This window comes from Frigoribacterium sp. AC512, assembly GCF_979258295.1.
The window spans coordinates 2,466,567-2,490,708 of the sequence record NZ_OZ409850.1 but is presented as its reverse complement, the minus strand read 5'-3'; the positions used below and the strand labels follow the sequence as shown (position 1 = coordinate 2,490,708).

General features: G+C 74.1%; 25 protein-coding genes and 1 tRNA gene. 12 read left to right on the top strand and 14 right to left on the bottom strand.

Going from position 1 to position 24,142, the window contains the following annotated elements:
- Positions 1 to 95 precede the first annotated feature (95 nt).
- From ACZZ97_RS11440 to ACZZ97_RS11430, 3 genes are all read right to left on the bottom strand, one after another.
- Complete coding sequence (locus tag ACZZ97_RS11440; RefSeq protein WP_463473239.1) at positions 96 to 1,097, bottom strand: NADP-dependent oxidoreductase; 1,002 nt, start codon at positions 1,095 to 1,097, stop codon at positions 96 to 98.
- A gap of 325 nt (positions 1,098 to 1,422) precedes the next feature.
- Positions 1,423 to 2,319 carry a KPN_02809 family neutral zinc metallopeptidase gene (gene ypfJ / locus ACZZ97_RS11435; protein ID WP_463473238.1) on the bottom strand — a complete coding sequence of 299 codons (897 nt, stop codon included), beginning with the start codon at positions 2,317 to 2,319 and terminating at the stop codon, positions 1,423 to 1,425.
- 81 nt (positions 2,320 to 2,400) lie between these two features.
- Positions 2,401 to 2,850 carry a DUF5997 family protein gene (locus tag ACZZ97_RS11430; protein WP_463473237.1) on the bottom strand — a complete coding sequence of 150 codons (450 nt, stop codon included), beginning with the start codon at positions 2,848 to 2,850 and terminating at the stop codon, positions 2,401 to 2,403.
- Between the two features lie 135 nt (positions 2,851 to 2,985).
- On the opposite strand from ACZZ97_RS11430, the gene ACZZ97_RS11425 reads away from it, so the two are divergent.
- From ACZZ97_RS11425 to ACZZ97_RS11395, 7 genes are all read left to right on the top strand, one after another.
- Positions 2,986 to 3,756 carry a LysR family transcriptional regulator substrate-binding protein gene (locus ACZZ97_RS11425; RefSeq protein ID WP_463473236.1) on the top strand — a complete coding sequence of 257 codons (771 nt, stop codon included), beginning with the start codon at positions 2,986 to 2,988 and terminating at the stop codon, positions 3,754 to 3,756.
- Between the two features lie 209 nt (positions 3,757 to 3,965).
- Positions 3,966 to 4,208 (top strand): hypothetical protein, encoded by a 243-nt coding sequence (locus tag ACZZ97_RS11420; protein WP_314102770.1) that lies wholly within the window; start codon positions 3,966 to 3,968, stop codon positions 4,206 to 4,208.
- A 17-nt stretch (positions 4,209 to 4,225) separates the two neighbouring features.
- A complete protein-coding gene (locus ACZZ97_RS11415; RefSeq protein WP_463473235.1) occupies positions 4,226 to 4,549 on the top strand; it encodes a hypothetical protein in 324 nt (107 codons plus the stop codon).
- 74 nt (positions 4,550 to 4,623) lie between these two features.
- Entirely contained in the window at positions 4,624 to 5,028 is a 405-nt protein-coding gene (locus ACZZ97_RS11410; RefSeq protein ID WP_463473234.1) for an SRPBCC family protein, read from the top strand.
- Positions 5,029 to 5,212: 184 nt separating this feature from the next.
- Positions 5,213 to 5,977 (top strand): SDR family oxidoreductase, encoded by a 765-nt coding sequence (locus ACZZ97_RS11405; protein WP_463473233.1) that lies wholly within the window; start codon positions 5,213 to 5,215, stop codon positions 5,975 to 5,977.
- Between the two features lie 82 nt (positions 5,978 to 6,059).
- The gene (locus ACZZ97_RS11400) at positions 6,060 to 6,266 is read left to right on the top strand and encodes a hypervirulence associated TUDOR domain-containing protein (RefSeq protein ID WP_463473232.1); all 207 of its coding nucleotides are present in this window, start codon (positions 6,060 to 6,062) and stop codon (positions 6,264 to 6,266) included.
- Between the two features lie 11 nt (positions 6,267 to 6,277).
- On the top strand, positions 6,278 to 6,514 hold the full coding sequence (locus ACZZ97_RS11395) for a hypothetical protein (protein ID WP_123547884.1): 237 nt from the start codon (positions 6,278 to 6,280) through the stop codon (positions 6,512 to 6,514).
- Here the strand turns inward: ACZZ97_RS11395 and ACZZ97_RS11390 are convergent.
- Positions 6,505 to 7,800, bottom strand: a complete 1,296-nt coding sequence (locus ACZZ97_RS11390) for an MFS transporter (protein WP_463473231.1) — start codon at positions 7,798 to 7,800, stop codon at positions 6,505 to 6,507. The genes ACZZ97_RS11395 and ACZZ97_RS11390 overlap by 10 nt on opposite strands.
- A gap of 76 nt (positions 7,801 to 7,876) precedes the next feature.
- Here ACZZ97_RS11390 and ACZZ97_RS11385 point away from each other — a divergent pair, with 76 nt between their 5' ends.
- The gene (locus ACZZ97_RS11385; protein ID WP_463473230.1) at positions 7,877 to 8,530 is read left to right on the top strand and encodes a TetR/AcrR family transcriptional regulator; all 654 of its coding nucleotides are present in this window, start codon (positions 7,877 to 7,879) and stop codon (positions 8,528 to 8,530) included.
- On the opposite strand, the gene ACZZ97_RS11380 is transcribed toward ACZZ97_RS11385, so the two are convergent.
- Positions 8,517 to 9,365 carry an ABC transporter permease gene (locus tag ACZZ97_RS11380; protein WP_463473229.1) on the bottom strand — a complete coding sequence of 283 codons (849 nt, stop codon included), beginning with the start codon at positions 9,363 to 9,365 and terminating at the stop codon, positions 8,517 to 8,519. The genes ACZZ97_RS11385 and ACZZ97_RS11380 overlap by 14 nt on opposite strands.
- Positions 9,362 to 10,423 carry an ATP-binding cassette domain-containing protein gene (locus ACZZ97_RS11375; protein WP_463473800.1) on the bottom strand — a complete coding sequence of 354 codons (1,062 nt, stop codon included), beginning with the start codon at positions 10,421 to 10,423 and terminating at the stop codon, positions 9,362 to 9,364. Before ACZZ97_RS11375 ends, ACZZ97_RS11380 begins: the two co-directional genes overlap by 4 nt.
- A 216-nt stretch (positions 10,424 to 10,639) precedes the next feature.
- Between ACZZ97_RS11375 and ACZZ97_RS11370 the strand changes: the two genes are divergently transcribed.
- Positions 10,640 to 14,128 (top strand): bifunctional proline dehydrogenase/L-glutamate gamma-semialdehyde dehydrogenase, encoded by a 3,489-nt coding sequence (locus ACZZ97_RS11370; protein ID WP_463473228.1) that lies wholly within the window; start codon positions 10,640 to 10,642, stop codon positions 14,126 to 14,128.
- A 95-nt stretch (positions 14,129 to 14,223) separates the two neighbouring features.
- Here ACZZ97_RS11370 and ACZZ97_RS11365 read toward each other — a convergent pair whose 3' ends face one another.
- The 4 genes from ACZZ97_RS11365 to ACZZ97_RS11350 all read right to left on the bottom strand — a co-directional run bounded on the left by ACZZ97_RS11365 (position 14,224) and on the right by ACZZ97_RS11350 (position 19,846).
- Positions 14,224 to 15,207, bottom strand: coding sequence for an NAD-dependent epimerase/dehydratase family protein (locus ACZZ97_RS11365; RefSeq protein WP_463473227.1), 984 nt, complete (start codon positions 15,205 to 15,207; stop codon positions 14,224 to 14,226).
- A gap of 151 nt (positions 15,208 to 15,358) precedes the next feature.
- A complete protein-coding gene (locus ACZZ97_RS11360; RefSeq protein WP_463473799.1) occupies positions 15,359 to 18,193 on the bottom strand; it encodes an alpha/beta fold hydrolase in 2,835 nt (944 codons plus the stop codon).
- Positions 18,194 to 18,198: 5 nt separating this feature from the next.
- Positions 18,199 to 19,161, bottom strand: coding sequence for a 3-oxoacyl-ACP synthase III (locus tag ACZZ97_RS11355; protein ID WP_314104249.1), 963 nt, complete (start codon positions 19,159 to 19,161; stop codon positions 18,199 to 18,201).
- A 403-nt stretch (positions 19,162 to 19,564) separates the two neighbouring features.
- Complete coding sequence (locus ACZZ97_RS11350; protein WP_463473226.1) at positions 19,565 to 19,846, bottom strand: hypothetical protein; 282 nt, start codon at positions 19,844 to 19,846, stop codon at positions 19,565 to 19,567.
- Between the two features lie 93 nt (positions 19,847 to 19,939).
- On the opposite strand from ACZZ97_RS11350, the gene ACZZ97_RS11345 reads away from it, so the two are divergent.
- Positions 19,940 to 20,191, top strand: coding sequence for a hypothetical protein (locus tag ACZZ97_RS11345; RefSeq protein ID WP_123547892.1), 252 nt, complete (start codon positions 19,940 to 19,942; stop codon positions 20,189 to 20,191).
- A gap of 26 nt (positions 20,192 to 20,217) precedes the next feature.
- On the opposite strand, the gene ACZZ97_RS11340 is transcribed toward ACZZ97_RS11345, so the two are convergent.
- A complete protein-coding gene (locus tag ACZZ97_RS11340) occupies positions 20,218 to 21,183 on the bottom strand; it encodes an FUSC family protein (RefSeq protein ID WP_463473225.1) in 966 nt (321 codons plus the stop codon).
- Positions 21,184 to 21,418: 235 nt separating this feature from the next.
- Positions 21,419 to 21,492 (bottom strand) — tRNA-Thr (locus ACZZ97_RS11335).
- Between the two features lie 199 nt (positions 21,493 to 21,691).
- On the opposite strand from ACZZ97_RS11335, the gene ACZZ97_RS11330 reads away from it, so the two are divergent.
- On the top strand, positions 21,692 to 21,874 hold the full coding sequence (locus tag ACZZ97_RS11330; protein WP_123547894.1) for a hypothetical protein: 183 nt from the start codon (positions 21,692 to 21,694) through the stop codon (positions 21,872 to 21,874).
- A 93-nt stretch (positions 21,875 to 21,967) separates the two neighbouring features.
- Here the strand turns inward: ACZZ97_RS11330 and ACZZ97_RS11325 are convergent, their stop codons facing one another.
- The gene (locus ACZZ97_RS11325) at positions 21,968 to 22,528 is read right to left on the bottom strand and encodes a nitroreductase family protein (RefSeq protein WP_463473224.1); all 561 of its coding nucleotides are present in this window, start codon (positions 22,526 to 22,528) and stop codon (positions 21,968 to 21,970) included.
- Entirely contained in the window at positions 22,528 to 22,956 is a 429-nt protein-coding gene (gene msrB / locus ACZZ97_RS11320) for a peptide-methionine (R)-S-oxide reductase MsrB (protein WP_314104601.1), read from the bottom strand. Before msrB ends, ACZZ97_RS11325 begins: the two co-directional genes overlap by 1 nt.
- A 156-nt stretch (positions 22,957 to 23,112) precedes the next feature.
- On the opposite strand from msrB, the gene ACZZ97_RS11315 reads away from it, so the two are divergent.
- Positions 23,113 to 24,075: a DUF2332 family protein gene (locus ACZZ97_RS11315; protein WP_463473223.1), complete on the top strand. Its 963-nt coding sequence runs from the start codon at positions 23,113 to 23,115 to the stop codon at positions 24,073 to 24,075.
- The last annotated feature ends 67 nt before the right edge of the window (positions 24,076 to 24,142 follow it).

The window sequence follows — 24,142 nt, the reverse complement described above, 5'->3', positions numbered from 1 at the left end:
TCTCAGGCTGCCGCGCCGGCGTCGAGTGGTCAGTTGTCGTCCCTCCCAGCCCGGTGGAGGACCAGAACTGACCACTCGACGGCGGTGAACCGGCCCTAGCCGCGTTGCTCGGCGAGCGTGCGGGCCTTCGCCGACAGGTACCAGTGCGAGCGGGCGCCGGTCTCGACGGGCTGCATGCCGACGACGACCTTGCCGCGGGAGTGGTGCTCGGCCAGGTCCTCGTAGGCCTGCGCGATGTTGTCGAACGGGTAGAAGCCCGAGATCAGGACCCGCACCTTGTTGTCGGCGATCAGCTTCGCGAGCGCCGCCAGGATCATCGACGGCTCCGTGTCGCCGCGCTCCGCGGTGATGAACCGGATCTCGACGTCGAGGCGGTGCTCGCTCGAGCTGAAGCGCGACTCGGGCACGCCGAGCGCGGTGCTGAGCGCGGGGTTGTCGCCGCCGAAGTTGTCGATGAACGCCGTGACCGGGCGGCCCGCGGCCTTCTCGATGCGCTCTTGCAGACCCTCGCCGTAGTCGACGGGAGTGACGCCGATCTGGCGCAGGTAGTCGTGGTTGCCGGGGCTGCAGGTGCCGATCACCTTGGCTCCGGCGGCCAGCGCGAGCTGGCACTCGATGTGGCCCACGCCGCCCGCCGCGGCCGTGATGACGACGACGTCGCCTTCGCCGAGGTGCAGCGAGCGGACGATGTCGTAGGCGGTGGCGCCGGCGAGGTAGAGCCCGCCCGCGACCTCCCACGAGACGCTGCTCGGCTTGCGGACGACCGCGGTCGCCGGGACGGTGACCCACGTGGCGTGCGCGCCTCCGCCCACGGCGTGGCCGATGACCTCGGCGCCGACCGCGAGGTCGCGCACCGCGGAGCCGCGCTTCTTGACGATGCCCGCGAAGCACGAGCCCTGGTGGGCCGGGAACGTCTGCGGGAGGCGGTCCTGGAAGTCGCCCGCGCGGGTGAAGTTCTCGATGTGGTTCAGCCCGGCGCACACGACCTCGACGACGACCTCGTCGTCGGCCGGGACCGGCAGCTGCTGCGGGACGAAGTGCAGCTCGTCGATCTCCCCGTACCGGTCGTACTCCACTGCTCTGCCTGTCTTGACCATGGCGTGCCTCCTCGCGACGTGAGCCGAGTCTGCTCCTGCCGAGGCGCGACGGGTCGTGAACGGGCTGGGAATCCTGCCGCGCGCTCGCGCGGCGGCCCGGCCGCTCGGCGGCCCGGCCGCTCGGCGGCCCGGCAGCCCGGCAGCCCGGCAGCCCGGCAGCCCGGCAGCCCGGCAGCGCGGCGGCCCGGCGGCCCGGCGGCCCGGCAGCCCGGCAGCCCGGCAGCCCGGCAGCGCGGCGGCCCGGCGGCCCGGCAGCCCGGCAGCGCGGCGGCCCGGCGGCCCGGCGGCCCGGCGGCCCGGCGGCGCCGAGCGACCCCCGGTGCGGCTAGAGCTCGCTCGTCGGCACGCTGAACGTGTCGCAGGCCGTCGGGCCCCCGGCGCGACCGGCCTCGAACCACCTCGTGCGCTGCTCGGCCGAGCCGTGGGTCCAGGTGTCCGGGTCCACCCGGCCGCCCGCCGCCTCCTGGATCCGGTCGTCGCCGACGGCCGCGGCGGCGTCGAGCGCATCGGCGACCTGCTCGCGGGTCACGGGCTCGAGGAACGTCTCGCCGTACTCGTTCTGGATCGTCGTCGCGGAGCCCACCCAGGCGCCGGCGTAGCAGTCGGCCTGCACCTCGAGGCGGATCGTGTCGGAGCCGGGGCCCGTCTGGCTGCGGTCGGCGCGGTCGAAGGCGCCGCTGAGCTGCTGGACGTGGTGGCCCCACTCGTGCCCGACGACGTACATCTGGGCGAGGGGCCCGGCCGAGGCGCCGAACTGCTCGCGCAGCTGGTCGAAGAAGTCGGTGTCGACGTAGAGCGCGCGGTCGGGCGGGCAGTAGAAGGGGCCGGTCGCGCTGGTGGCGCCGCCGCAGCCCGTGTCGACGGAGGAGGTGAAGAGGAAGAACTCGGGGCTCGCGTAGCCCTGGATGCCGACCTCGGGCGCAGCGGTCGCCCAGTAGGTGTCGAGCGAGTCGGCGGCCCCCGCCATGCGGCAGTCGATGCTCGCGTTCGCGTCGGCGCCCGTCGAGCAGCCCTCGAGCGATTCGCCCTCGATCTGCTGTGCGGGGCCGACCTGCGCACCGCCGACGAGGCCGGAGAGGTCGACGCCGGTGAACTGGCTGATCAGCGCGACGACGATGACGCCCACGATGCCGACCCCGCCCGCGGCGATGCCGGTCGTGCGGCCGCGGCCCGAGCGCTTGACCTTGCTGCTGTCGATGCGGGTGTCGTCGTTGAAGGACATGGAGCAGACGTTACTGCCCCGGCGGGACCGGGGACCGGAGCAGACGGTGCGGCCCGGGCCGGGACCGGGGCCCGCAGGCGGCTAGAGGCCGCGGCGCTCCTGCTCGGCCTGCTCGGCGGCCTCGCGCTCGGCGCGCAGCACGGCACGGCCGGCGTCGCGTTCCTTGACGCGCAGCTCTTCGTCGCGCACCTCGGTGAGGTTGGCGCGCTCGGTGACCAGCCACTGCGGCATCTCCTCGAGGAGGGCGTGGATCTGGTCGGTGGTGAGCGCGTCGTCGACGCCGGCACGGGCGAGGCCCGAGATCGTGACGCCGAGCTTCTGCGCGACGACGGGCCTCGGGTGCGGGCCGGTGCGACGCAGCTCGGCGAGCCACTCGGGCGGGTTCGCGGTCAGCTCGGCGAACTCCTCGCGGGTGACGGGGCTGGCCTGGAACGACTCGGGGGTCGCCGGCAGGTGCACCCCGAGCTTCTTCGCGGCCGTGAAGGGCTTGAGGGTCTGCGGGCTCTTGCCGCTGGGGGTCTCCGAGGTCATCCCGCAAGGGTACCGCCCGGGCGGGCCGGAGCCGGGGCGTCGCCCACGCCTGTGGACGAGCGACGCGGGCGCCTGACACGGGAGGAGGCGCCGGCCACGGGCCGGGGGACGCAGGCCGCCCGGTAGCCTGGCGCGATGACGACCGAGCCGAGCCGCGCCTCCTTCCGCATCGGCTTCGTGCCCGGCGTGACCCTCTCGAAGTGGTCGCGGCTGTGGGAGGAGCGGCGGGACGACCTGCCCCTCGACGTCGTGGAGGTGACGGGCGACGCGACCGAGGTGCTCGACGTGCTCCGCGGCGACGACCGCGTCGACATGGTGCTGGCGCGGCTGCCGCTGGCGCTCGGCGACGACTTCTCGTCCATCGCGCTCTACGAGGAGCGCGCCGTGGTCTGCTTCGGCAAGGAGCACCCGCTGGCTGCCGCGGGCAAGGACGACGAGCTCTCGCTGGCCGACCTCGCCGGCGAGGTACGGCACGATCTCGACCCGGTCCTCGACGAGGCGCAGGCGATCGAGGTGGTGGCGACCGGCTCCGGCGTCGCCGTGATGCCGCAGTCGCTGGCCCGGCTGCACGGACGCTCGGGCGTGACGCACCGCTTCCTCTCCGACGTGCCGCCGACGACGATCGCGCTCGTCTGGCCGATCGGCGAGCTCGACGACGACATCGACGACTTCATCGGGGTCGTCCGCGGGCGCACCCGCAACAGCAGCCGGTCCAGGAGGCGCGACGACGACGCGCAGGAGGCGCCCGCCGCCAAGGCGAAGGGCCCCGGCAAGGGCGTCGGCACGGGCGGCAAGGGCGCGGCCGGCGGTCGCGGCTCGGGGCCCGGCCAGAAGAAGACGCCGCCCGGCGGTCGCGGCGGGCCGCAGCGGGGCACCGGCCGCAGCCGCCCGCGCCGCGGCCGCTGACCCCCGCCTCCTGCGCTCCCGCACCGCGCCTCCTGCTGCTCTCCTCATTCAGGAAGACGAGTCCTGATCCTCGCGAGAGGGGGACTGGTTCTCCTGATCCGTGCACGGATCAGGACCGGAGCGCCGCAGCTTCCTGAAAGACGAGGAGGCTCGGCCACGAACCCCGAGGGCTGCTCCACCAGCCCGACCGGCCTGGCATGCTGGCGCACATGAGCGAGAGCACCGACGGTGAGAAGCCGGTCCCGAGGCGCTTCAGGCGTCTGCGGTCCAACCCTCTGCGAGACTCCCTGCCGTGGGTGGCGGTGGTGGTCGGCCTTCTCCTGGTCGTCCGGGCGATGCTCGGGCGCAGCCCGGGCGACGACCCCGTCTGGCTCGTGATGGGCATCGTGCTGGCGGTCCTCGGCGTCGTGGTCTTCTTCGTCAACCGCTGGCAGGCGCGACGCGGGCACTAGGGGAGGACGTCGACGACATGAGAGAAGGTGCCCGCCGCCACCGGCAGACCGTCGCGGCGGTCCTGGCCGTCCTCACCGCGGTCGACCCGTGCGGTCTCGAGCCCGGCACGCCGGAGGGGCCTCCGGCAGACGAGTACGAGCCGGAGGCCCTCGACCTGGCCCGTGTGCTCCTCGCAGAGGGGGCCGTGACCGTGCGTGACGTCGAGGACGTCTGGGCGCACTGGTTCTCGGAGTCCCTCGTGCTCAGGCTCGGAGTCGACCGGACGGCCTGGCTGGTCGACGAGCTCAACGCGCTGGTGCCCGCCGCAGCGGCGAGTGGCTTGCCGCTTCGCGGGGCCTGACGGGGTCCAGAGGCCCACGAAGTGGCAACTCGATCGTCGTGGCGGAGCGACGGGCGCGCTGGTACCGTCCCCGCATGACCTGGCCCGCCGTGCACGTCTCCCGTCCGATCGAGCACGACGTCGCCGCCGTGTCGCGGGTCGCGGGCGACCCGGCTCAGCTGCCGTCGTGGGCGGCCGGCCTCAGCAGCGGCGTCCGGCACGAGGCCGGACGGTGGCTCGCCGACTCGCCGATGGGCGTCGTCGAGGTGGCGTTCACCGGGCCCGTGGAGCTCGGCGTCCTCGACCACGACGTGACGCTCCCCGACGGCACCGTCGTGCACAACCCCCTCCGCGTGCTGGCCAACGACCAGGGCAGCGAAGTGGTCTTCACCCTCTTCAGGCGGCCGGGCACCTCCGACGCCGACTTCACGGCCGACGTCGCGGCCGTCGAGCGTGACCTCGACCGGCTCGCCGCCGTGCTCGACGACCTCGCGCCTTGACCTCGGGCGACGAGCCCCCGCGCTGACTTCGCTCGACGAGCCGGGCGACTTGCCCCTTCATGCTGCCTCGCGCGGCGTGAGGCAGCAGAAAGAGGCAACTCGATCGTGGATCACAGCAAGCGAGCGCGAGGGCGAAGGAGGACGTGAACGTCGCGCGAGGCAGCCAGCCCCCTACGCTGGCCCCATGTCGATGAAGACCTGCCTCCTGACCGGCGCCGGACGGCGCGAGAGCATCGGGCGGGCCGTCGCCCGCGACCTCGCGGCCGACGGCTGGGACCTCGCCCTCGCGACCTGGGACCCGTACGACGACTCCATGAGCTGGGGCGCCCGCCCGGGCGACCTCTCCGAGCTGGTCGCCGAGGTCGAGGGCCTCGGGCAGAGGGCCCGCGTCTACCAGGCCGACCTCTCCGACGCGGCGACCCCCGCCCATCTCTTCGCGCAGGTGAACGCCGACCTCGGGCCCGTCTCCGGCCTGGTCCTGTCGCACTCGCAGAGCGTCGACTCGTCGATCCTCGACACCTCGGTCGAGGCCTTCGACCTGCACTTCGCCGTCAACACCCGCGCCGCCTGGCTGAGCATCAAGGGGCTGGCCGAGCAGCTGCCTCCCCTCGACGAGCTGCCCGACGGGGCCCGCGTCGTGGCGCTCACGAGCGACCACACCGTGCACAACCTTCCCTACGGCGCGAGCAAGGGGGCCCTCGACCGCATCGTGATCGCGGCCGCCCGCGAGCTGGCGCACCTCGGCATCTCGTCGAACGCCGTCAACCCCGGACCGGTCGACACGGGCTGGATGGACGACGACACCCGCCGCACGCTGACCGCGATGCAGCCGACGGGCCGCCTCGGCACCCCCGAGGACGTCTCGCGCACCGTCCGGTTCCTCATGTCGCCCGAGGGTCGCTGGGTCACCGGCCAGCTGATCACGACCGACGGCGGCATCTCCGTCTGAGCCGCCCTGCCTGTGCCCCGCCCGGGAAGGCCCGAGGAGGCGCGGGTACCGTCCAGCGCATCCGACAGCCTGAGGAGGCACGATGACGTTCAGCAAGGGCGACCACGTGACGTGGAACACGCCGCAGGGAGAGACCCACGGCACCGTGGTGGACAAGCGCGTGAAGGAGTTCCAGTTCGACGGCCAGAAGTTCAAGGCCTCCGACGACGAGCCGTACTTCATCGTGAAGAGCGACAAGACCGACGCGGAGGCGGCTCACAAGGAGTCGGCCCTCTCGAAGAAGAAGTAGGGGACAGCACCATGGCAGATCTGACCGACGTGACCTGGAACCAGGAAGCTCGCGACAAGATGCTCACCGACGCCGACCGCGTGCTGCAGGACGCCGTCCGCGAGGTCGCGGCCGAGCACGAGGGCGACGACTGGGAGCCCGCCTTCGCCGCGCTGAACGAGCGTCTCAAGGGCCGCTTCATCGACTACGAGCCCGGCCCGGACGTGCGCAAGTACGCCGAGGCGATCGCACGCGGCGACTACCGCTGATCGAACGGCTCCTGACCGACCCGCTCGTCCGCTGACAGGACCGCGGGTGCGTCGATCCGGCGCACCCGCGGACTGACGGCCACCGCGACGGCCACGACGGCGATCAGGCCGGCCAGCACCAGCAGGGCCGTCGGCGTGCCGAAGCGGCCGGCCAGGGGTCCGACCACGAGTTCCCCCACCGGGATGCCGGCCAGCGTCGCGAGCGTCAGGGCCCCGAAGACCCGGCCGAGGTAGGCGCGCGGCACGAGGGTCTGGATCGCCACGTCGAGCGGGACCGTGAACAGCTCGAGGCCGACGCTCGACACGAAGAGGCCGAGGCAGAGCCAGAACGCCCAGTGCAGCGGGTCCACGTACGGCGCGTCCAGCACCTCCGGCTGGTCGACGTGCGCACCGGCGAGCAGCACCAGGGGCAGCACCAGCGCCGACGTCGCCAGGCACGCGACCGCGAGGCGCAGCCGCCCGCGCAGCCGGCCCGCCCAGACGGCCCCGACGACGAGGCCGAGGGTCTGCACCGCCCCGGCGAAGCCCCAGAGCACGCGGCCGAACGACTCGTCCGCCACGAGCGGCCCGATCACCTGCACGCCGCCCGCGAAGCTGAGCTGGTGCACGAACGCCAGCGCCAGGGTCGCTCGGAGCCACGGCGACCGAGCGACGAAGCCGATCCCCGAGCCCAGGTCGCGCAGCAGCGACCCCGAGCCGGAGGCGCCGGTCACCGACCGCGGGACGCGCCCAAACGCCAGCGCCGCCGCCACCGACAGCCCGGCGCCGACGAGCAGCGCGCTGCCCGTCCCCGCGACGCCCACGAGCGCGCCGCCGAGGGCCGTGCCGACGATCAGGCCGACGTTCATGCTGATCCGTGCGAGCACGGTGCCGTCGCGCACGAGGGGCTCGACGAGCACGTCGCGGAGCATCGCGCTCGAGGCAGGGCCGAAGAACGCCGCGGCCGCGCCCGTCAGGGCAGCCGCGACGGCCAGCGTCACGAGGGTCTCGTTCCCCGTCAGCAGGAGCACCCCCGCAGCGACCAGGGAGGCGGCCGAGACCACCGAGGAGGCGGTGGCCACCAGGCGCCGCGGCAGCCGGTCCGCGAGGGCGCCGCCCACGAGGACGAGCACGACGTTCGGCACCGCACGGGCCGCCACGACGAGGCCGAGCTGCGTCGCGTCCGCGCCGAGGTCGACGGCCGCGAAGACCAGTGAGAGGGGAGCCAGCCCGCCGACCACCCACGACAGCAGACGTCCGACCCACAGGGCGCGGAACGCCGGGATGCGCAGCAGCGACCACCTCACGCGGCGAGCCTACGCTCGGCGCATGGGGGACCAGGAGGCGGTGCGATCGTCCGCCGCCCGCCTTAGGCTGGCCCCGATGTCCGCACTCGACGAGCCCGCCGCCCCGCCCGGCCGCTACCGCAAGGGCGTCGCCAAGCGCGAGGCGATCCTCGAGGCGGCCCTGCCCGTCTTCGGCAAGGTCGGCTTCCACGGGGCCTCGCTGCGCGAGATCGCCCGCAGCTGCGGAGTCTCGCACCAGTCGCTGATGCACTACTTCGCGACCAAGGACGAGCTCCTCATGGCCGTCCTCCGTCGACGCGACGAGCGCCTGCGACAGCACTTCGACGACGAGGGCGGCATGCGCCTGGCCGAGCTGGTCGCGCTCGCCGAGTACAACGTCGACGTGCCCGCCGTCATCTCGCTGTTCATCACGGCGTCGGCCGAGGCGACGTCGAGCGACCACCCGGCCCACGACTACTACGCCGACCACTACGACCGCATCATCGGCTCGACCTCGGCGTACCTCGCGGTCGCGCAGGCGCGCGGCTGGCTGCGGGAGGGGTTCACCGCCGAGTCGGCGGCCCGCGTCGTGCTGGCCGTGCAGGACGGCCTGCAGCTGCAGTGGCTGTACCGACGCGACGAGGTGCAGGTGGCCGACCTGATGCGGCTCGTCATCGGCACGGTCGTGACCGTGCCGACCGAGCAGCTCGACGACGCCGTGCGCGACGAGGTGGCGGCTACTTCGAGCTGATCCGCTGGAACTTGCGGATGCTCAGCGGCACGAACACGACGAGCATGACCGCGAGGCCGACGAGCACGGTGACGTACGGGTGCTGCAGCGTCCAGATGTCGGGCACGGGGGTCTCGCCGAGGTTGCCGAACGACGTGCGGGCGGCCTGCACGAGCGACGACACCGGGTTCCACTCGGCGAAGACGCGCAGCACCGTCGGCAGGGTGTCGCTCGGCACGAAGGCGTTCGAGATGAACGTCAGGGGGAACAGGATCATGAACGAGGCGTTGTTGATCGTCTCGGGCGTCTTCACGCTCATGCCGAGCAGCGCCATCACCCAGCTGAACGAGTAGCTGAACAGCAGCAGCAGCGCGATGCCCCCGAGGAACATCAGCGGCGGCGTGTTCACCCGCCAGCCGACGGCGAGCCCGGTGAGCATCATGATCACCATCGAGATCGAGTTGAGCACCAGGTCGCTGTTCGTCCGGCCGATCAGCACCGCCGACGGGCTCATCGGCAAGGTGCGGAACCGGTCGATGATGCCCTCCTTCAGATCTTGCGCCATGGCGGCGCCCGAGAAGGTGGACCCGAAGACGACGGTCTGGGCGAAGATGCCGGCCATCAGGAACTGCGTGTAGTCGGTGCCCTGCACGGCGATCGCGCCGCCGTAGACCTGGCTGAAGAGCAGCACGAACATGATCGGCTGCAGCACCGCGAAGATCAGCATGTCGGGCGAGCGCTTGACCTTGATCAGGTTGCGCTTCGTCACGGTCCAGCCGTCGGAGGCCCAGGTGCCGACCCCCGAGGGGCCCAGGGGCGTGAGGGTCTGCGCGAGCGCGCTCGTCGTCGTGGTCATCGCCGCGCCTCCTTCTTCTCGTCGGGCTTCTTCTCGTCACGACGGGCGGCGCGGCCTGCCCGGCCCCCGGTGGGCACGGAGCCCGTGTCGGGATCGGCGTCGTCGTCAGGGCCCGCCTTGCGCCCGGTGAGCTGCAGGAACACGTCGTCGAGGGTGGGGCGGCGCATGCCGGCGTCGTGCAGCTCGATGCCCGCGGCGCCGAGGTCGGCCAGGGTGCGCTGGAGCGCGGTCGGGCCGTCCGTGACGGCGACCTCGACCTGACGGCCGTCGCTGCCGAGCGACGGCTCGGCGTCGCCGTGCCGTCGCAGCACCTCGAGCGCCTGGGCCGCGCGGGCCTCGTCGACGAGCGCGACGACGAGACGGTGCCCGCCCACCTGCGCCTTGAGGTGGTCGGCGGTGCCCTCGGCGATGACGCGCCCGCCGTCGATGACGGCGATGTCGTCGGCCAGCCGGTCCGCCTCCTCCAGGTACTGGGTCGTCAGCAGCACCGTGGTGCCGCCGGCGACGAGGGAGGTGATGATGTCCCACAGGGCGAGGCGGCTGCGGGGGTCGAGCCCGGTCGTCGGCTCGTCGAGGAACAGCACGCGGGGGTTCGTCACGAGGGCGCCCGCGAGGTCGATGCGTCGGCGCATGCCGCCCGAGAAGCCCTTGACCGGGCGGTCGCCGGCGGCCGAGAGGTCGAACACGTCGATCAGCTCACGGGCTCGCTCGCGCGACACCTTGGCGCCGAGGTGGTAGAGCCGGCCGATCATGTCGAGGTTCTCGAAGCCCGTGAGGTTCTCGTCGACCGCCGCGTACTGGCCCGAGACGCCGATGGTGCGCCGCGTGGACTGCGGGTCGGCGACGACGTCGATCCCGGCGATGTGCGCCGTGCCCGAGTCGGGCACCTCGAGCGTCGTCAGCATCTTGACCACGGTCGTCTTGCCGGCGCCGTTGGGCCCGAGCAGCGCCTTGACGGTGCCCTCGGGCACGGTCAGGTCGAAGCCCGTCAGCGCGTGCACCGGGCCCGACTTCGAGCGGTACGTCTTCGTCAGGCCCGAGGCCTCGATCATCGCCATCTGCGCGCCTCCGACGTGGGGTGAGGTCACCGGACCCCTTGGTTCGGCGACGAGGTGAAAATACCAGCCGGGAGGGCCGCCCACCAGAGGACGGGTCGGTCCCGGTCGGGGCCGAGGAGGCGCCGGTCGCCTGGGCAGGAGGCGCCGGCCGACCGCCACGTTACGGTCGTGTGTCAAACCTTGCCACCTGGCAAGTTCCGGTCTTATCGTGACCGCATGACCACCATCGACCAGCCGGCCCGGCCGGCAGCTGCAGCCCTCCCCGAGTCGATCGGCGACGACGCCGTCGCCTTGGCCCGTCGCTGGGCGCACGAGGCGTCGTCGGCGCCCAGCACCGACTCGGCCCACCTGCTCGCCCAGGTGCTCAAGGACGAGTCGGGCCTCGCCTTCACGATCGGGTTCGTGGACCGCGTCGTCCGCCCCGAGGACCTCAGCGTCGCCGCCCGCAACCTGTCGCGCCTGGCCTCGCAGGTGCCCGCGTTCTTGCCCTGGTACATGCGGGGAGCCGTCCGGGTCGGCGGCGTCGTCGCCCCCGTGCTGCCCGGCGTCGTCGTGCCCGTCGCCCGACGCGTGCTGCGCGGCATGGTCGGCCACCTCATCGCCGACGCCCGGCCCGCGAAGCTCGGCGCGGCCATCAGCAGCATCAAGGCGGAGGGCACGCGCCTCAACCTCAACCTGCTCGGCGAGGCCGTGCTCGGAGACGCCGAGGCCGAGCACCGCCTCGCGGGCACCCGGGCGCTGCTCGAGCGCGATGACGTCGACTACGTGTCGATCAAGGTGTCGTCGATCGTCAGCCAGCTGTCGATGTGGGCCTTCGACGAGACCGTCGAGCGCGTCGTCGAGAAGCTCACGCCCCTCTACGAGCTCGCCGCCCGCTCGCGGGAGCCGAAGTTCATCAACCTCGACATGGAGGAGTACCGCGACCTCGACCTGACGATCGCGGTCTTCACGCGCCTCCTCGACCAGCCCCAGCTGCAGGGCCTCGAGGCCGGCATCGTGCTGCAGACGTACCTGCCCGACGCCCTCGGCGCCCTGCAGGGGCTGACCGAGTGGGCGACCCGACGGGTCGACGCGGGCGGTGCGTCGATCAAGGTCCGCGTGGTCAAGGGCGCGAACCTCGCCATGGAGACCGTCGACGCCGTCGTGCACGAGTGGCCGCTCGCCACCTACGACACGAAGCAGGCCAGCGACACGAACTACAAGCGCGTGCTCGCCTGGGCCCTGACGCCCGAGCGCACGCGTGCGGTCAAGATCGGCGTCGCGGGCCACAACCTCTTCGACATCGCCTTCGCGCACCTCCTCGCCGAGGCGCGCGGCGTCGGCGGCCGCGTCGAGTTCGAGATGCTGCTCGGCATGGCCGAGGGCCAGGCCGAGCTCGTCAAGGCCGACGTCGGCGGGCTGCTGCTCTACACGCCGGTCGTGCACCCACGCGAGTTCGACGTCGCCATCAGCTACCTGATCCGCCGCCTCGAGGAGAACGCCTCGAGCGAGAACTTCATGTCGGCCGTCTTCGAGCTCGCCTCGAACGAGGCGATGTTCGAGCGCGAGAAGGGCCGGTTCCTCGCCTCGCTCGCCGACGTCGACGTCGAGGCGCCCGCCCCGCACCGCGTGCAGAGCCGGCTCGACGACGCCCAGGCACTCCGGCCGCGCGAGGCCGGCAGCGGCTTCGACAACGAGCCCGACACCGATCCCGCCAAGGCCGACAACCGCGCCTGGGGCCGCGAGATCCAGCGTCGCTCGGCCGACTCGGTGCTCGGCGTCGACCTCATCGAGCAGGCGCGGGTGACCGACGCCTCCGTGCTCGACGAGATCGTCGCCGGCGCGGTCGCGGCACAGCCCGCGTGGGCGGCACGAGGAGGCGCGGGCCGGGCCGAGGTGCTCCGTGCCGCCGCCGTCACGCTGGCCGCCCGACGGGCCGACCTGATGGAGGTCGCCGCGAGCGAGACCGGCAAGACCGTCGCCGAGGGCGACGTCGAGGTCAGCGAGGCGATCGACTTCGCCAACTGGTACGCCCACCTCGCCGAGGAGCTCGACGTCGTCGACGGCGCCGACTTCGTGCCCGAGCGCCTGACGCTCGTGACCCCGCCGTGGAACTTCCCCGTCGCGATCCCCGCCGGCTCGACGCTCGCGGCGCTCGCCGCGGGCAGCAGCGTCGTCGTCAAGCCGGCCGGCCAGGCGAAGCGCTGCGGCGCCGTCATGGTCGAGGCGCTGTGGGAGGCCGGCGTGCCCCGCGACGTCCTCCGGCTCGTCGACGTGGACGAGGGCGACCTCGGCCGCCACCTCGTCTCGCACCCCTCCGTCGACCGCGTGATCCTCACCGGTGCCTTCGAGACGGCCGCGCTGTTCACGAGCTGGCGCACCGACCTGCCGCTGCTCGCCGAGACGAGCGGCAAGAACGCCATCATCGTCACGCCGAGCGCCGACCTCGACCTCGCGGCCGCCGACGTGATCAAGTCGGCGTTCGGCCACGCCGGGCAGAAGTGCTCGGCCGCGAGCCTCGTGATCCTGGTCGGCTCGGTCGGCCGCTCCGAGCGGTTCCGCCGCCAGCTGGTCGATGCGGCGTCCACCATGCGCGTCGGGTGGCCGTCCGAGCCCACGACGCAGATGGGCCCGATCATCGAGCCGGCCTCGGGCAAGCTCGAGCGCGCGCTCACGACGCTGGGCACCGGGGAGTCGTGGCTGGTCGAGCCCCGTCAGCTCGACGACACCGGCCGCCTCTGGTCGCCCGGCGTGCGCGCGGGCGTGGCCGCGGGGAGCGAGTTCCACCTGACCGAGTACTTCGGGCCGGTGCTCGGCGTCATGACGGCCGCGACCCTCGACGAGGCGATCGCCCTGCAGAACGCCACCGACTACGGCCTCACCGCCGGGCTGCACACCCTCGACCCGGCCGAGCTGTCGACCTGGCTCGACGGCGTCGAGGCCGGCAACCTCTACGTCAACCGCGGCATCACCGGCGCGGTCGTCCGGCGTCAGCCGTTCGGCGGCTGGAAGAAGTCGTCGGTCGGCGCCGGAGCCAAGGCCGGCGGCCCGAACTACCTCGTGCACCTCGGGTCGTGGACGCCCACGACCCTCGTCGGTGCTGCGGCGAAGGAGGCGCGGCCCTCGGAGGCCGTCGCCGCCGCCCTCCGCGCCGCGACCCCGTCGCTCGGAGCCGACGCCGACCTGGTCGCCGCGGCCGTCGCCACCGACGAGCACTTCTGGGCCTCCGAGTTCGGCGTCGCCCGCGACGTCAGCCAGCTCGGCCTCGAGCGCGACCTGCTGCGCTACCGCCCGCTCGCGGTGACGGTGCGCGCCGCCGAGGGCGCCTCCCTCGCCGACGTGGTGCGCGTGCTGCTCGCCGCCCTCCGCTCGGGCTCGCCCTTCACGGCCTCCGTCGCCTCCGCCCTGCCCGAGCCGTTCGTCGCGGGCCTCGGCCTCGGCGTGGGCGCGATCCGGGTCGAGAGCGACGACGCCTGGCACGACCGCGTCCGGGCGGGCGGGCTGCGGACCGAGCGCGTGCGCCTCGTGACCGCTGCTGACGACGGGGGTGCCGCCTCCTCGGCCCTCGCCGACGCGCTCGGCGGCGACCCGGCCGTCGCGGTCTTCGCCGCGCCGGTCACGCCGACCGGACGTCTCGAGCTGCTGCCGTTCCTGCGCGAGCAGGCCGTGTCGATCACGGCGCACCGCTTCGGCAACCCCGACGGCTGGAGCAACGCGGTCATCTAGCCCGTCGACACCCGTGAGTTGCCCTTTCGCGGGGCTCGCGAACGCGCATGGCCCCGCGAACCGGCAACTCGTGCAGAGTCGGGCCCGACCCCGGCTCAGACGGCGGGGCTGCCCGCGTCGTACCAGGCGGCCAGGCGGCGGAGGCCCTCTTCGACCGAGACCTCGGGCGTCCACCGGAGGTCGTGCTGCGTGCGTCGCTGATCGAACCAGTGCGCCGTCGAGAGCTGCTCCGCGAGGAACCGCGTCATGGGCGGCTCGTCGGCGCCGGGCCGCACGGTCCAGACGCGCTCGACGAGCGATCCCGCGACGCGGGCGAGCCCGGCGGGCACGCGGAGGCGCGGCACCGGCGCGCCGCCCGCGGCGCAGATCCCCGCCATCAGGTCGGCGACCGTGCGGGGCTCCCCGTTGGTGATCACGTAGGCGCGGCCCGAGAGGGCGTCGACCCGCTCGAGCGCGGCGGCGATGCCCGAGGCGGCGTTGTCGACGTAGGTCGAGTCGATCAGGGCGGCCCCGTGGTCGAGCAGCGGCAGCCGCCCCTGTCGGGCCCGCTCGACGATGCGCTCGACGAGCTGCGTGTCGCCGGGGCCCCAGACCAGGTGCGGGCGCACGGCGACGACGCGCAGGTCGTCCGTCGCGGCGGCGAGGGCGAGCAGCTCGGCCGCGGCCTTCGTGCGGGCGTAGTCGCCGCGTGCCCGCGAGGGGGCCGCCGACGCGGCGTCCTCGCCGACGATCGAGGCGCCTCCGTGGGCCACCGAGGGCGACGAGACGAAGACGAGGCGGGCCACGCCGGAGGCGCGCATCGCGTCGAGCAGGGAGCTCGTGCCCCCGACGTTGACCGCCTCGAAGTCGGCCGGGTCGCCGGCCAGCGAGACCTTGGCGGCCAGGTGGACCACCGCCTCCTGCCCGTCCACCGCCGCCGCGACGGCCGCGGCGTCGGTCATCGATCCGGCGACGTCGCGCACCCCGGCGACGCCCGACGGTCGACGCTGGAACGTCGTGACCTCGTGCCCCGCGGCCGCGACGGCCCGGGCGACCGCACCGCCGAGCAGGCCGCTCGCGCCCGTGACGAGCACCCTCACGGGCGCGCCTCCCCGGCAGGTGCTGCAGGTGCGGAGGCTGCGTGCACGGGCGTGTTCGTCGAGCACGGGCGGCGGCGACGGCCCGCCGACGACGAACCCGCCCGCCCGACGTGTGCGGGTGCGGCGGGCGCGGAGGCGGGCGCGAGCACCCTCACGGGCGGCGCATCCGTCCGCCCGAGAGCACGGACGCCGCCCACGTCGCGAGGCGCGCGCGGTCGATCTTGCTGTTGTGGCGCACGTCGGTCGGCAGCACCGGCACGACGAGCACGGCGGCGACGCGGTGGCCGACGGCGCCGAGCACGGCCGCGCGCACGTCGGCGGCGAGGTCGCCGGCCGCGAGTCCGGGACGCCGCACGGCGGGGGACCCCTCGCAGACGACGACGACCTGCTGCGTGCCGGCCGGTCCGACGCCGACGACGGCCGCCCGGGCCACGCCGGCGAGCGACTCGACGGCCTGTTCGGCGGCCACCGGGGTCAGGGGTCCGGAGGCGGTGGTCACGACGTGCGGCAGGCGCCCCTCGACCCAGAGCCGGCCCTGCTCGTCGAGGTGCCCGACGTCGCCGGTGCGGTGCCACCGACCGGACGACCCGGCCGAGGAGGCGTCGCTGTCGACGGGAGCACCGCCCACGCCGGTCGTGTCGCCCACGCCGCGCACGCTGGCCCGGTCGGTCAGCCACAGCCGGTCGTACCCGTGCTTGAGGTGCGGCGCGGACACGACGATCTCGCCCGTGACGCCGGCGGCGTCGGAGAAGGCGTCGGAGGCGCGCCCCGCCTCGTCGAGCGGAGCGACGCGCACCTGCACGGTCGGCGCAGGTCGTCCCACGCAGACCCCGTTCGCCGACGGGTCGCTCGCGGCCTCGCGGACCTCGTCGAGCGTGACGTCTGTCATCAGCAGACCCTCGGTCATGCCGTAGGGGGTGTGCGGCACCGCCCCGGGCATCAGGTCGCCCGCGGCGGCGAGCAGCGTCGCCGAGACGGGGGCGCCGGCCGACAGGAACGTCGACACGCCGGCGAGTGCCCGGCGACCGGCGTCGTCGAGCTCGTCCGCGGTCGCGACCACGTTCGTCAGCGCGGCGGGGGAGAGGAACACGACCGTCGCGTCGACCGCCCCGGCCGCCGCCGCGACGGCGCGAGCGGTCAGCGTGCGGGGCGAGGTGACGTCCATATCGGGCGTCACGCTCGTCGAGCCGAGCGCGGGGCCGAGCAGCGCGAAGGGGGCGAAGCCGGCGACCAGGCCGGTGCCGGGCCCGACGCCGTACCGGTCCGCGAGTGCGTCGCGCAGCGCGGTCAGCTGGCCGTGCCGGTAGACGACGCCCTTGGCGGGCCCGGTCGAGCCTGACGTGAAGAGGATCGCGGCGGGCGCCTCGGCCACGGGCGGCTCCGGCAGCTCGGCCATCGCGTCGTGCGCACGACGGCCGAGGGCGGCGATCTCGGGCAGCGAGGTCTCGACGCCGAGCGAGCGCGCCAGCACGGGCGAGAGGCGCTGGGTCGAGACGACGCGTCCCGGCCAGCCGAGGGCACGCGCCGCCGTCAGGCCGGGCAGCTGGCCGATGACGTGGTCGGGCCAGGCGCCGCGCACGGCGCGGGTGAGCCCGCGGACGCCGAGCCCGGCGTCGGCGACGACGACCACGGCCCCGATCCGAACGCAGGCGTAGAGCACGGCGGTGAGGTCGGCCCCGGGCTGCACGAGCAGCGACACCCGGTCGCCCGGGCGCACGCCGTGCTTGCGGAGGCCGAGCGCGATCTCGTGCACGCGTCGGCTGAGCAGCTGCCAGCTGACCCGGCGGGGGCCGGAGCCGCGCGCGGCGCCGTGCGGCACCATCTCGATCAGGGCGGCCTCCGGGCTGTCGGCCAGGGAGTCGAGGTACGACCAGAGCGGGCGGTCCTGGACGGTGCCCCGCACCTCCTCGGCGGTCGTCGCCGCCGTCCCCGTCAGGTCTGCGGCTGACGACGCGGCACCGCCGCCGGTCGAGGAGGCACGGCCGTCAGCGGACGAGGAGGCGCGCGTCGGCCCCTCGGGGAACCGGTCGCCCAGCCAGGTCAGCACGGCGGCCGCGTAGTCGACGTCCTCGGCGATCATGTGCCCGGCGCCCTCGAAGCGGTGAACGTCGGCGTGCGGGAGGCGGTCGGCGAGGTCGTCGAGGTAGCGGTCGCCGAAGATCGGGTCGCGCGGGCCCCAGAGCATCAGGCTCGACACGGTGAGGTCGCGCAGGGCGGCCGCTATCCGGTCGAGCTCGGCACGGCTCGGGTGCTGCTGGTCGACGGGGATGTCGGCCACGAACCCGCCGACGCCGCCGCGTCGCGCCGCCGACAGGTAGGGCGCGCGGTAACCGGCACGGACGGTGTCCATGAGCCGCGGGTGGGCGAGTCCCAGCGTCACGTCGATGAACCCGGACGTCGCGACGGTCGCGCGTCCGAGGACGCCGCGGGCGAGCGTCAGGCGGAGGGGCGCCGGGATCGGCTCGTCGGCCGGCTGGTGGATCGCCGTGTTGAGCATCGTGACCGCGGCGAGCTGGCCTGGGTGGTCGACCGCCCAGCCCATCGAGACCACTCCGCCCCAGTCGTGGCCGAGCGTGACGACGGGGCCGTCGAGGCCGAGCTCGTCGGTGAGCGCGGCGAGGTCGGCGACCCGCTGCGGCAGGCCCCGCTCGACGCCGGTCCGCTCGGAGAAGCCCATGTCGAGCTGGTCGACGGCGACGACGCGCCACGCAGGCCGGCCAGCTGAGGCGGCCTCGGTGGACTGCGCCACGAGGCGTCGCCAGAGGTAGGACCACGTCGGGTTGCCGTGCACGCAGAGGACGGTCCCGACGGGCTCCGCCCCGAGTGCCTCGAGAGCGGCGGCGTTGTCGAGGAGGTGCCAGGTGCGCTCGACGCGCTCGGCGCCTCCTGCGGGCACGGTCACCAGCCGCGACCACGACGGGTCGAGGCCGTCGAGCCCGGCCGGGGGGAGCGTCGCGGGCGACGTCGCCCGCGCGGCCGAGGGCAGGCGACTCACCAGGCGAGCTCCATCATCGCGGTGTTGATGCCCGAGCCGACGCCCATCAGCAGCACGCGGTCGCCCTTGGTGAGGGTCCGCGACTCCTCGACGAGGGTGATCGGGATCGACGCCGGGCCGACGTTGCCGAGGGTGGGGTAGGTGAGCGGGACGCGCTTGCGGTCGATGCCCGCGGCCTTGACGAAGGCGCCGGTGTGGACGTCGCTGACCTGGTGCATGATGTAGCGGTCCATGCGCTGCCAGTTCCAGTCGCGGGCCGCCTCCTTCCAGGCCGACACGACGAGCTCCATGCCGCGCTTGAGCAGGGCCTTCGCGTCGGTGAACATGCCGTCGACGCTGCCGACGCAGAGGTCGTAGTTCTCTGTCGCCGCTCGGGTGACGCCGCCGAGGATGCGGTGCCCCTCGGGGTGGCGGTCGGCGCGGCCGATCACGGCCGCCGCGGCGCCGGAGCCGAGCGTCAGGCTCGCGAACTCGCTCATGAAGTCGTCGCGCTCGTAGCCCTTGGTCAGGAGGCGGTCGATCGTGTTGACCTGGACGTCGTCCGCGTCCTCGCCGTCGATGATCACGGCGTAGTCGATCTGGCCGGCGTCGATCAGCTGCGCTGCCAGGGTCATGCCGTTGACGAAGCCCAGGCACGCGTTCGCGATGTCGAAGTTCGTGGCGGACGAGGGCAGCCCCAGGCCGTGGTGCAGCCGGACGGCCACCGAGGGCTCGAGGTGCGGCCGCGTCACGGACGTGTTGATGAGCAGGCCGACCTGGTCGGGTCGGACGCCGGCCTCGGCCAGCGCCCGCTTGCCGGCGTCGATCGCGGCCTCGTCGAAGCTCTGGCCCTCGGCCCAGTTGCGGCGCTCGTCGACGCCGGCGACGCGCTGCAGCAGGCCGGTCGGCAGCTTGAGGCGCTTGAGCACCGGGCGCAGCTTCTCGTCGATGCTGGCGGACGTGGTGACGCGGGTCGCCATGGTGCTCGCGACGCTGAGCAGCGCGACGTTGCGGTGGCGCGTGGTGGCGTTGCCTGCCCCGACCGCGGGGACCGCGGCGTCGTCGTCGCGGGCGGCCGCGGAGGCGGCTCCCGCCTCGCGCTCGGCGGCGTCGGCCTCGAGGGTCGCGGCGTCGGCTCCGAAGAAGGCGGCGTCGGTGGGCGCCGCGCCTGTCGTGGCGTGTCCTGTCAACGGGACTCCCTGTCGAATTGTCTCGGGCGTGTGCACCGGCTCGGGCGACGAACGGTGGTCGTCGGCAGCCGGAGAGATCGTGAGCACCGGTCGGGTGCATCGGTCGAGTTTACGGCGCAGTTCTCTGTGCGGTTGCCAGGATCGCGGGGCACGAACATGCCCTCGGCAGCATGTGTCGTCGGGCGGAGAGGCCTCAGCTGCCCGGGTCGCGCGGCAGGCGGACGATGCGGCGACGGCCGCCGAGGGTCCACCAGACGACGTCGATGACGGCCCAGGCCGTCGCCGCGACGGCGACGACGAGCAGCAGCACGGCGACGAGGGTGAGGCTGCCGCCCCCGACGAGCAGGCTCGTGAGGATGCTGGCCGCGAGCAGCCCGGCGGAGAGGACGGTCACGACCGGCCGCACGAGGCCGCCGTCCTTCGTCAGCAGCCAGTTCGGGACGTCGGGGTCGACGCGCACCTGCCTGGTCCTCACGATGGCCTCCTGTGTCGTGCCGCGCGGCGGCGGCGTGCCGTGTCGCCGTCCGGGGCGCCCCGGACGAGGATACGTCCTCCCTAGACTCGGGCCATGAGCGAACTCCGCCGCCCCTGGTTCACGCTGACGAAGACCGGCACCGTCCTGCCTCCCGTCTTCGAGATCGTCCTCGGCGTGCTCGGACTCGTCGTGCAGCTGTTGACCCTCACCTCCGGCGGGCCGGTCGAGACGATCACGCTGATCGTGTCCGTCGTCGCCGTGCTGCTGATCGCGCAGGGCGTCGCGGACCTCGTCTGGTGGTCCCGGGGCGACCGTCGGGCGCGCGCGCAGGCCGACGCCTCCTAGGCGACCCGGGCCCGCCCGGCCCGGTCTCACGCGGGCGCGCTGCGCAGCCGGTGCGTGGCGAGGAGCACCAGCACGACGACGCCCACCCCGATCGCGGTGTCGGCGCCGCGGGCCGCGATCAGGGCCCCGACGTCGACGGGGCCGCCCCCGATCGCGGGCATGCCGAGCGCCATCGGCGTGATGAACACGAGCGCCAGGCCGTAGTTCCGCGCGACGACGAGCTCGGTGGCGAACTGCAGCACCCCGAAGGCGACGACGAGCGCGACGGCGCTCGGCTGCAGCACCAGCAGCAGGGCCGCGAGGCCCAGCCCCACGACCGTGCCGAGGAGGCGGTGGCCGGCTCGCAGCAACTGGCCCGACGTCGCGCGCCCCACGACGGGCACCACGGCGGAGACCATCGCCCAGTACGGGTTCTGCAGCCCGAGCCCGACGCTGACGAGACCGGCCGCGAGCGAGGCCACCAGGCAGACGCCGGCGTGCAGGAGGACGCGGCGCAGGTCGACGGGGACGACCGGACGACCGACGACCCGGGCGCCGGGCTCGGCGAGGGCCCGACGCCCGGAGCGGCGGACCAGGCCGACGAGCGAGGTCGCGAGGGCGAGCAGCACGCTCAGCGACGACACGACGGCCGCGACCCCGATGCTCGCCGGCACCGCCGGCACGAAGGCGCAGACGCCGAGCCCGAAGACCGGGAAGAGGGGGCCGGGCGGGTTCCAGCCGCGCACGTCCGCGACCACGGAGGCCGCCCCCGCCACGAGCGCCACGACCGGCACCAGGGCCACGGCGGGCAGCGACGCCGCCGAGAGCACCGTGCCGAGCACGACGACCACGACCAGCAGCGCGCCCGCCTCGAGCTGCATGCCGAGTCGCTGCACGCGTCCGAGTCCTCGGCCGAACGCCGACGCGAACGCGCCGAACGTCGCGTAGGGCGCCCACTCGGCGTGCCCGATCGCGACGAGCACGGCGAGCGGCAGCACGACCGAGACGGCCACGCGCAGCGCGGGCAGGTGGGCACCGTCGTGCGGCCCTACGCGCAGCAGGTCTCGGGGCCGGGGAAGGGGCTGCCGGAGGCGGCGGGCGGGCGGGACGGCACGGTCGAGAGGTCCTCTCGTCGGGAGCGCACGTCGTCGGGTGCTGCGGGGCGGGGCGGGGCGGTGTGGCGGGGGCAGGGCTGCGGCCGACACGGGGAAGGCCCCGCCTCGCCGAGGGGCGGGACGGGGCCGGGGGAGCCGCCTGTCGGATTCGAACCGACGACCTTCGCTTTACAAGAGCACTGCGCTACCGGACTGCGCCAAGGCGGCGGGCAGGACCATCTTACCGACCCGACGTCGCACGGACGACGGGCAGGTGAGGAGGGCGACGGGCACGGGCGGGGGTGCGGCTGACGGCCTGCACGCCACGCAGGATTGGCGCAGACCCGGCGCAAGTGGTGAAGTAGGAGCTGCAGCGACCCGTGCGGTCGCGCCCGGTCGCCCCGGGCACCGACCACGAGGAGCTCCCATGACCAACGTCCTGACCGCCATCGGCTCGATCATCCTGCTGCTCGCGAGCTTCGCGCTCTTCGCGTACTCGTTCGGCCAGGACGAGCCCAACGCCTTCGTCTTCTTCGCGGGAATCGTGCTGATGACCGGCTCCTTCTGGCTGCCGATCACCGTCGTGGGGCAGAGCCGCAAGTCCTGGTAGTGGCGGCCTGGTAGCCGCGGCCTGGGAGGCACGGCCTGCCAGGCGCAGCCTCCCCGCCGAGGCCGAGGCCGAGGCTCAGGCCTAGGCCTAGGCCTAGGCCTTCGCCGAGCCCGGTGCGCTGACGAAGCGCCCGGGCTCGAGCAGCTTGCGGGGCTTCTCGTCGCGCTCGGTCCGCCCGCCGACGTAGAGCCAGCCGAGCAGCTTCTCGTGCGACGCCAGCCCGTGGGCCCGGTGCACAGCCTCGTGGCGCGTGTCGGTGCCCGTGCGCCAGAACACGCCCCAGCCCTCGTCGTCGAGCACGAGCGACAGCAGGTGGGCGACGCCCGAGGCGACGCTCTCCTGTTCCCACTCGGGCACCTTGCGGCTCTCGACCGGCGAGAGCACGACGGCGAGGACGAGCGGCGCCCGGAGCGACTTCTGCTCGAGCTTCTCGGCCGACTTCCCGTCGGCACCGCTCGCCTCGGCGAGCCCTCGACCGATCAGCAGCCGGTCGTCGCCGCGCAGCTCGATCAGGCGCCACGGCCGCAGCGACGAGTGGTCGGCCACCGTCGCGGCCGCCTGCACGAGCTCGAGGAGCTGCTCGTGCCCGGGCGCCTCGTCGGTCACCTTCGAGCGGGACCGTCGCCGGCGGGCAGCGTCGGCGACGGTGCCCATCAGGCCCGGGCCTGGTCGCCGGTCGAGGTGCCCTCGGCCTTGAAGTCGAGCGAGATCGAGTTCATGCAGTAGCGGTCGCCGGTCGGGGTGCCGAAGCCGTCGGGGAACACGTGGCCGAGGTGCGACCCGCAGGTGGCACAGCGGACCTCGGTGCGGACCATGCCGAGCGAGTCGTCCTCGATCAGCTGGACGGCCTCCGGGTCGACCGACTCGTAGAAGCTCGGCCAGCCGCAGCCGCTGTCGAACTTGGTGCCGCTCTTGAAGAGCTCGGCGCCGCAGGCGGCGCAGGCGTAGATGCCGGCACGGCTCTCGTCGAGCAGCTCGCCCGTCCACGGGCGCTCGGTCGCCGCCTGGCGGAGCACCTGGTAGGCCTGGGGGTCGAGCTCACGACGCCACTCTTCGTCGGACTTCTCGACCTGGTACGACACGGGCTCGTTCGCCATGGTGCACTCCTCTGCGTCAGGGGGACTCGCAGGCGTCGGGGCCTGCTCGTCGGGGACTCTCCATTGAACACCGCGCCGCCGACGCCCATTCCGCGCCGCCGCCTCCTCGGGGCTGCCTCCCAGGGGTGCGAGACTCGGCCGGTGACACCGCCGCCGACCCTCTCCGACCGCTTCGCCGCCTACGCGGACGCCGTCCTGCTCGAGGGCTCGCCGACCTGGGCCGCCGCCGCCCGGGGCGTCGCCGCCGACGCCGAGGTGCTCGCGCTGGTCGAGCGAGCCGAGGAGGCGCGGCGCCAGCCGGTGCTCGTGCTCGCCGTCGCGAGGTGGCTGGGTGCGCCCCTCGGCCCCTGGCCCGAGCTGCGTCGCTGGCTGCTCGACCACCCCGACCGGTTCCTCGACGAGCTCGGCCGGCGGCTCACGCAGACCAACGACGTGCGGCGCACCAGCCCCGTGTCGCTCGCCCTCGCCCGGGTGGAGGGGCCGGTGGCCCTGCTCGAGGTCGGCGCCTCGGCCGGCCTCGGCCTGCTGCCCGACCGCTACGGGCACCGTGCGGGCGACGACCGCTGGGGCGCACCGGACAGCGCCGTCCAGCTCGAGGTCGTCGTGCACGGCGACCTGGGCGAGGTGCGGCTGCCCGAGGTCGTCTGGCGCGCGGGACTCGACCTCGACCCGCTCGACGTGCTCTCCGCCGCGGACGTGGGCTGGCTCGAGGCGCTGCTCCCGCCCGGGGCGACGGGGCGGGCCGCGCTGCTGTCGCAGGCCGTCTCGGTGGCCGCCGCCGCGCCTCCTCGGGTCGAGCGGGGCGACGCCGTCGACGACCTCGCGCGGCTCGCGGCCGAGGCGCCCCCGGACGCGACCCTCGTCGTCGTCTCGACCGGCACGCTCGTCTACCTGCCCGGACGCCGTCGGCAGGAGTTCGTCGACCTGGTGCGCGGCCTGGGCGCGCGGTGGATCTCGTACGAGCGGCGGGGCCTGCTGCACGAGGTGCCGGTCGTCGTGCCCGACGGCGTGCCCCCGGACGAGTCGTTCGCCGTGCTCGCCCTCGACGGGCGTGCGCTGGCGGTGGGGGACGCCCACGGCACCCGCCTGTGGACGACCGGCTGACGGCGACGAGCCGACCGGCCGAACCGCCCCGCGCCTCCCCGGCTGCTCCGCCGCCCGCCCCTAAGCT

What these genes read in the sequence shown, in the direction of transcription:
- ACZZ97_RS11440 (WP_463473239.1), bottom strand. Translation starts at nt 1,097, where the DNA reads ATGGTCAAGACAGGCAGAGCAGTGGAGTACGACCGGTACGGGGAGATC.
- ypfJ (WP_463473238.1), bottom strand. Translation starts at nt 2,319, where the DNA reads ATGTCCTTCAACGACGACACCCGCATCGACAGCAGCAAGGTCAAGCGC.
- ACZZ97_RS11430 (WP_463473237.1), bottom strand. Translation starts at nt 2,850, where the DNA reads ATGACCTCGGAGACCCCCAGCGGCAAGAGCCCGCAGACCCTCAAGCCC.
- ACZZ97_RS11425 (WP_463473236.1), top strand. Translation starts at nt 2,986, where the DNA reads ATGACGACCGAGCCGAGCCGCGCCTCCTTCCGCATCGGCTTCGTGCCC.
- ACZZ97_RS11420 (WP_314102770.1), top strand. Translation starts at nt 3,966, where the DNA reads ATGAGCGAGAGCACCGACGGTGAGAAGCCGGTCCCGAGGCGCTTCAGG.
- ACZZ97_RS11415 (WP_463473235.1), top strand. Translation starts at nt 4,226, where the DNA reads ATGAGAGAAGGTGCCCGCCGCCACCGGCAGACCGTCGCGGCGGTCCTG.
- ACZZ97_RS11410 (WP_463473234.1), top strand. Translation starts at nt 4,624, where the DNA reads ATGACCTGGCCCGCCGTGCACGTCTCCCGTCCGATCGAGCACGACGTC.
- ACZZ97_RS11405 (WP_463473233.1), top strand. Translation starts at nt 5,213, where the DNA reads ATGTCGATGAAGACCTGCCTCCTGACCGGCGCCGGACGGCGCGAGAGC.
- ACZZ97_RS11400 (WP_463473232.1), top strand. Translation starts at nt 6,060, where the DNA reads ATGACGTTCAGCAAGGGCGACCACGTGACGTGGAACACGCCGCAGGGA.
- ACZZ97_RS11395 (WP_123547884.1), top strand. Translation starts at nt 6,278, where the DNA reads ATGGCAGATCTGACCGACGTGACCTGGAACCAGGAAGCTCGCGACAAG.
- ACZZ97_RS11385 (WP_463473230.1), top strand. Translation starts at nt 7,877, where the DNA reads ATGTCCGCACTCGACGAGCCCGCCGCCCCGCCCGGCCGCTACCGCAAG.
- ACZZ97_RS11380 (WP_463473229.1), bottom strand. Translation starts at nt 9,365, where the DNA reads ATGACCACGACGACGAGCGCGCTCGCGCAGACCCTCACGCCCCTGGGC.
- ACZZ97_RS11375 (WP_463473800.1), bottom strand. Translation starts at nt 10,423, where the DNA reads ATGGCGATGATCGAGGCCTCGGGCCTGACGAAGACGTACCGCTCGAAG.
- ACZZ97_RS11370 (WP_463473228.1), top strand. Translation starts at nt 10,640, where the DNA reads ATGACCACCATCGACCAGCCGGCCCGGCCGGCAGCTGCAGCCCTCCCC.
- ACZZ97_RS11355 (WP_314104249.1), bottom strand. Translation starts at nt 19,161, where the DNA reads ATGGCGACCCGCGTCACCACGTCCGCCAGCATCGACGAGAAGCTGCGC.
- ACZZ97_RS11345 (WP_123547892.1), top strand. Translation starts at nt 19,940, where the DNA reads ATGAGCGAACTCCGCCGCCCCTGGTTCACGCTGACGAAGACCGGCACC.
- ACZZ97_RS11330 (WP_123547894.1), top strand. Translation starts at nt 21,692, where the DNA reads ATGACCAACGTCCTGACCGCCATCGGCTCGATCATCCTGCTGCTCGCG.
- ACZZ97_RS11325 (WP_463473224.1), bottom strand. Translation starts at nt 22,528, where the DNA reads ATGGGCACCGTCGCCGACGCTGCCCGCCGGCGACGGTCCCGCTCGAAG.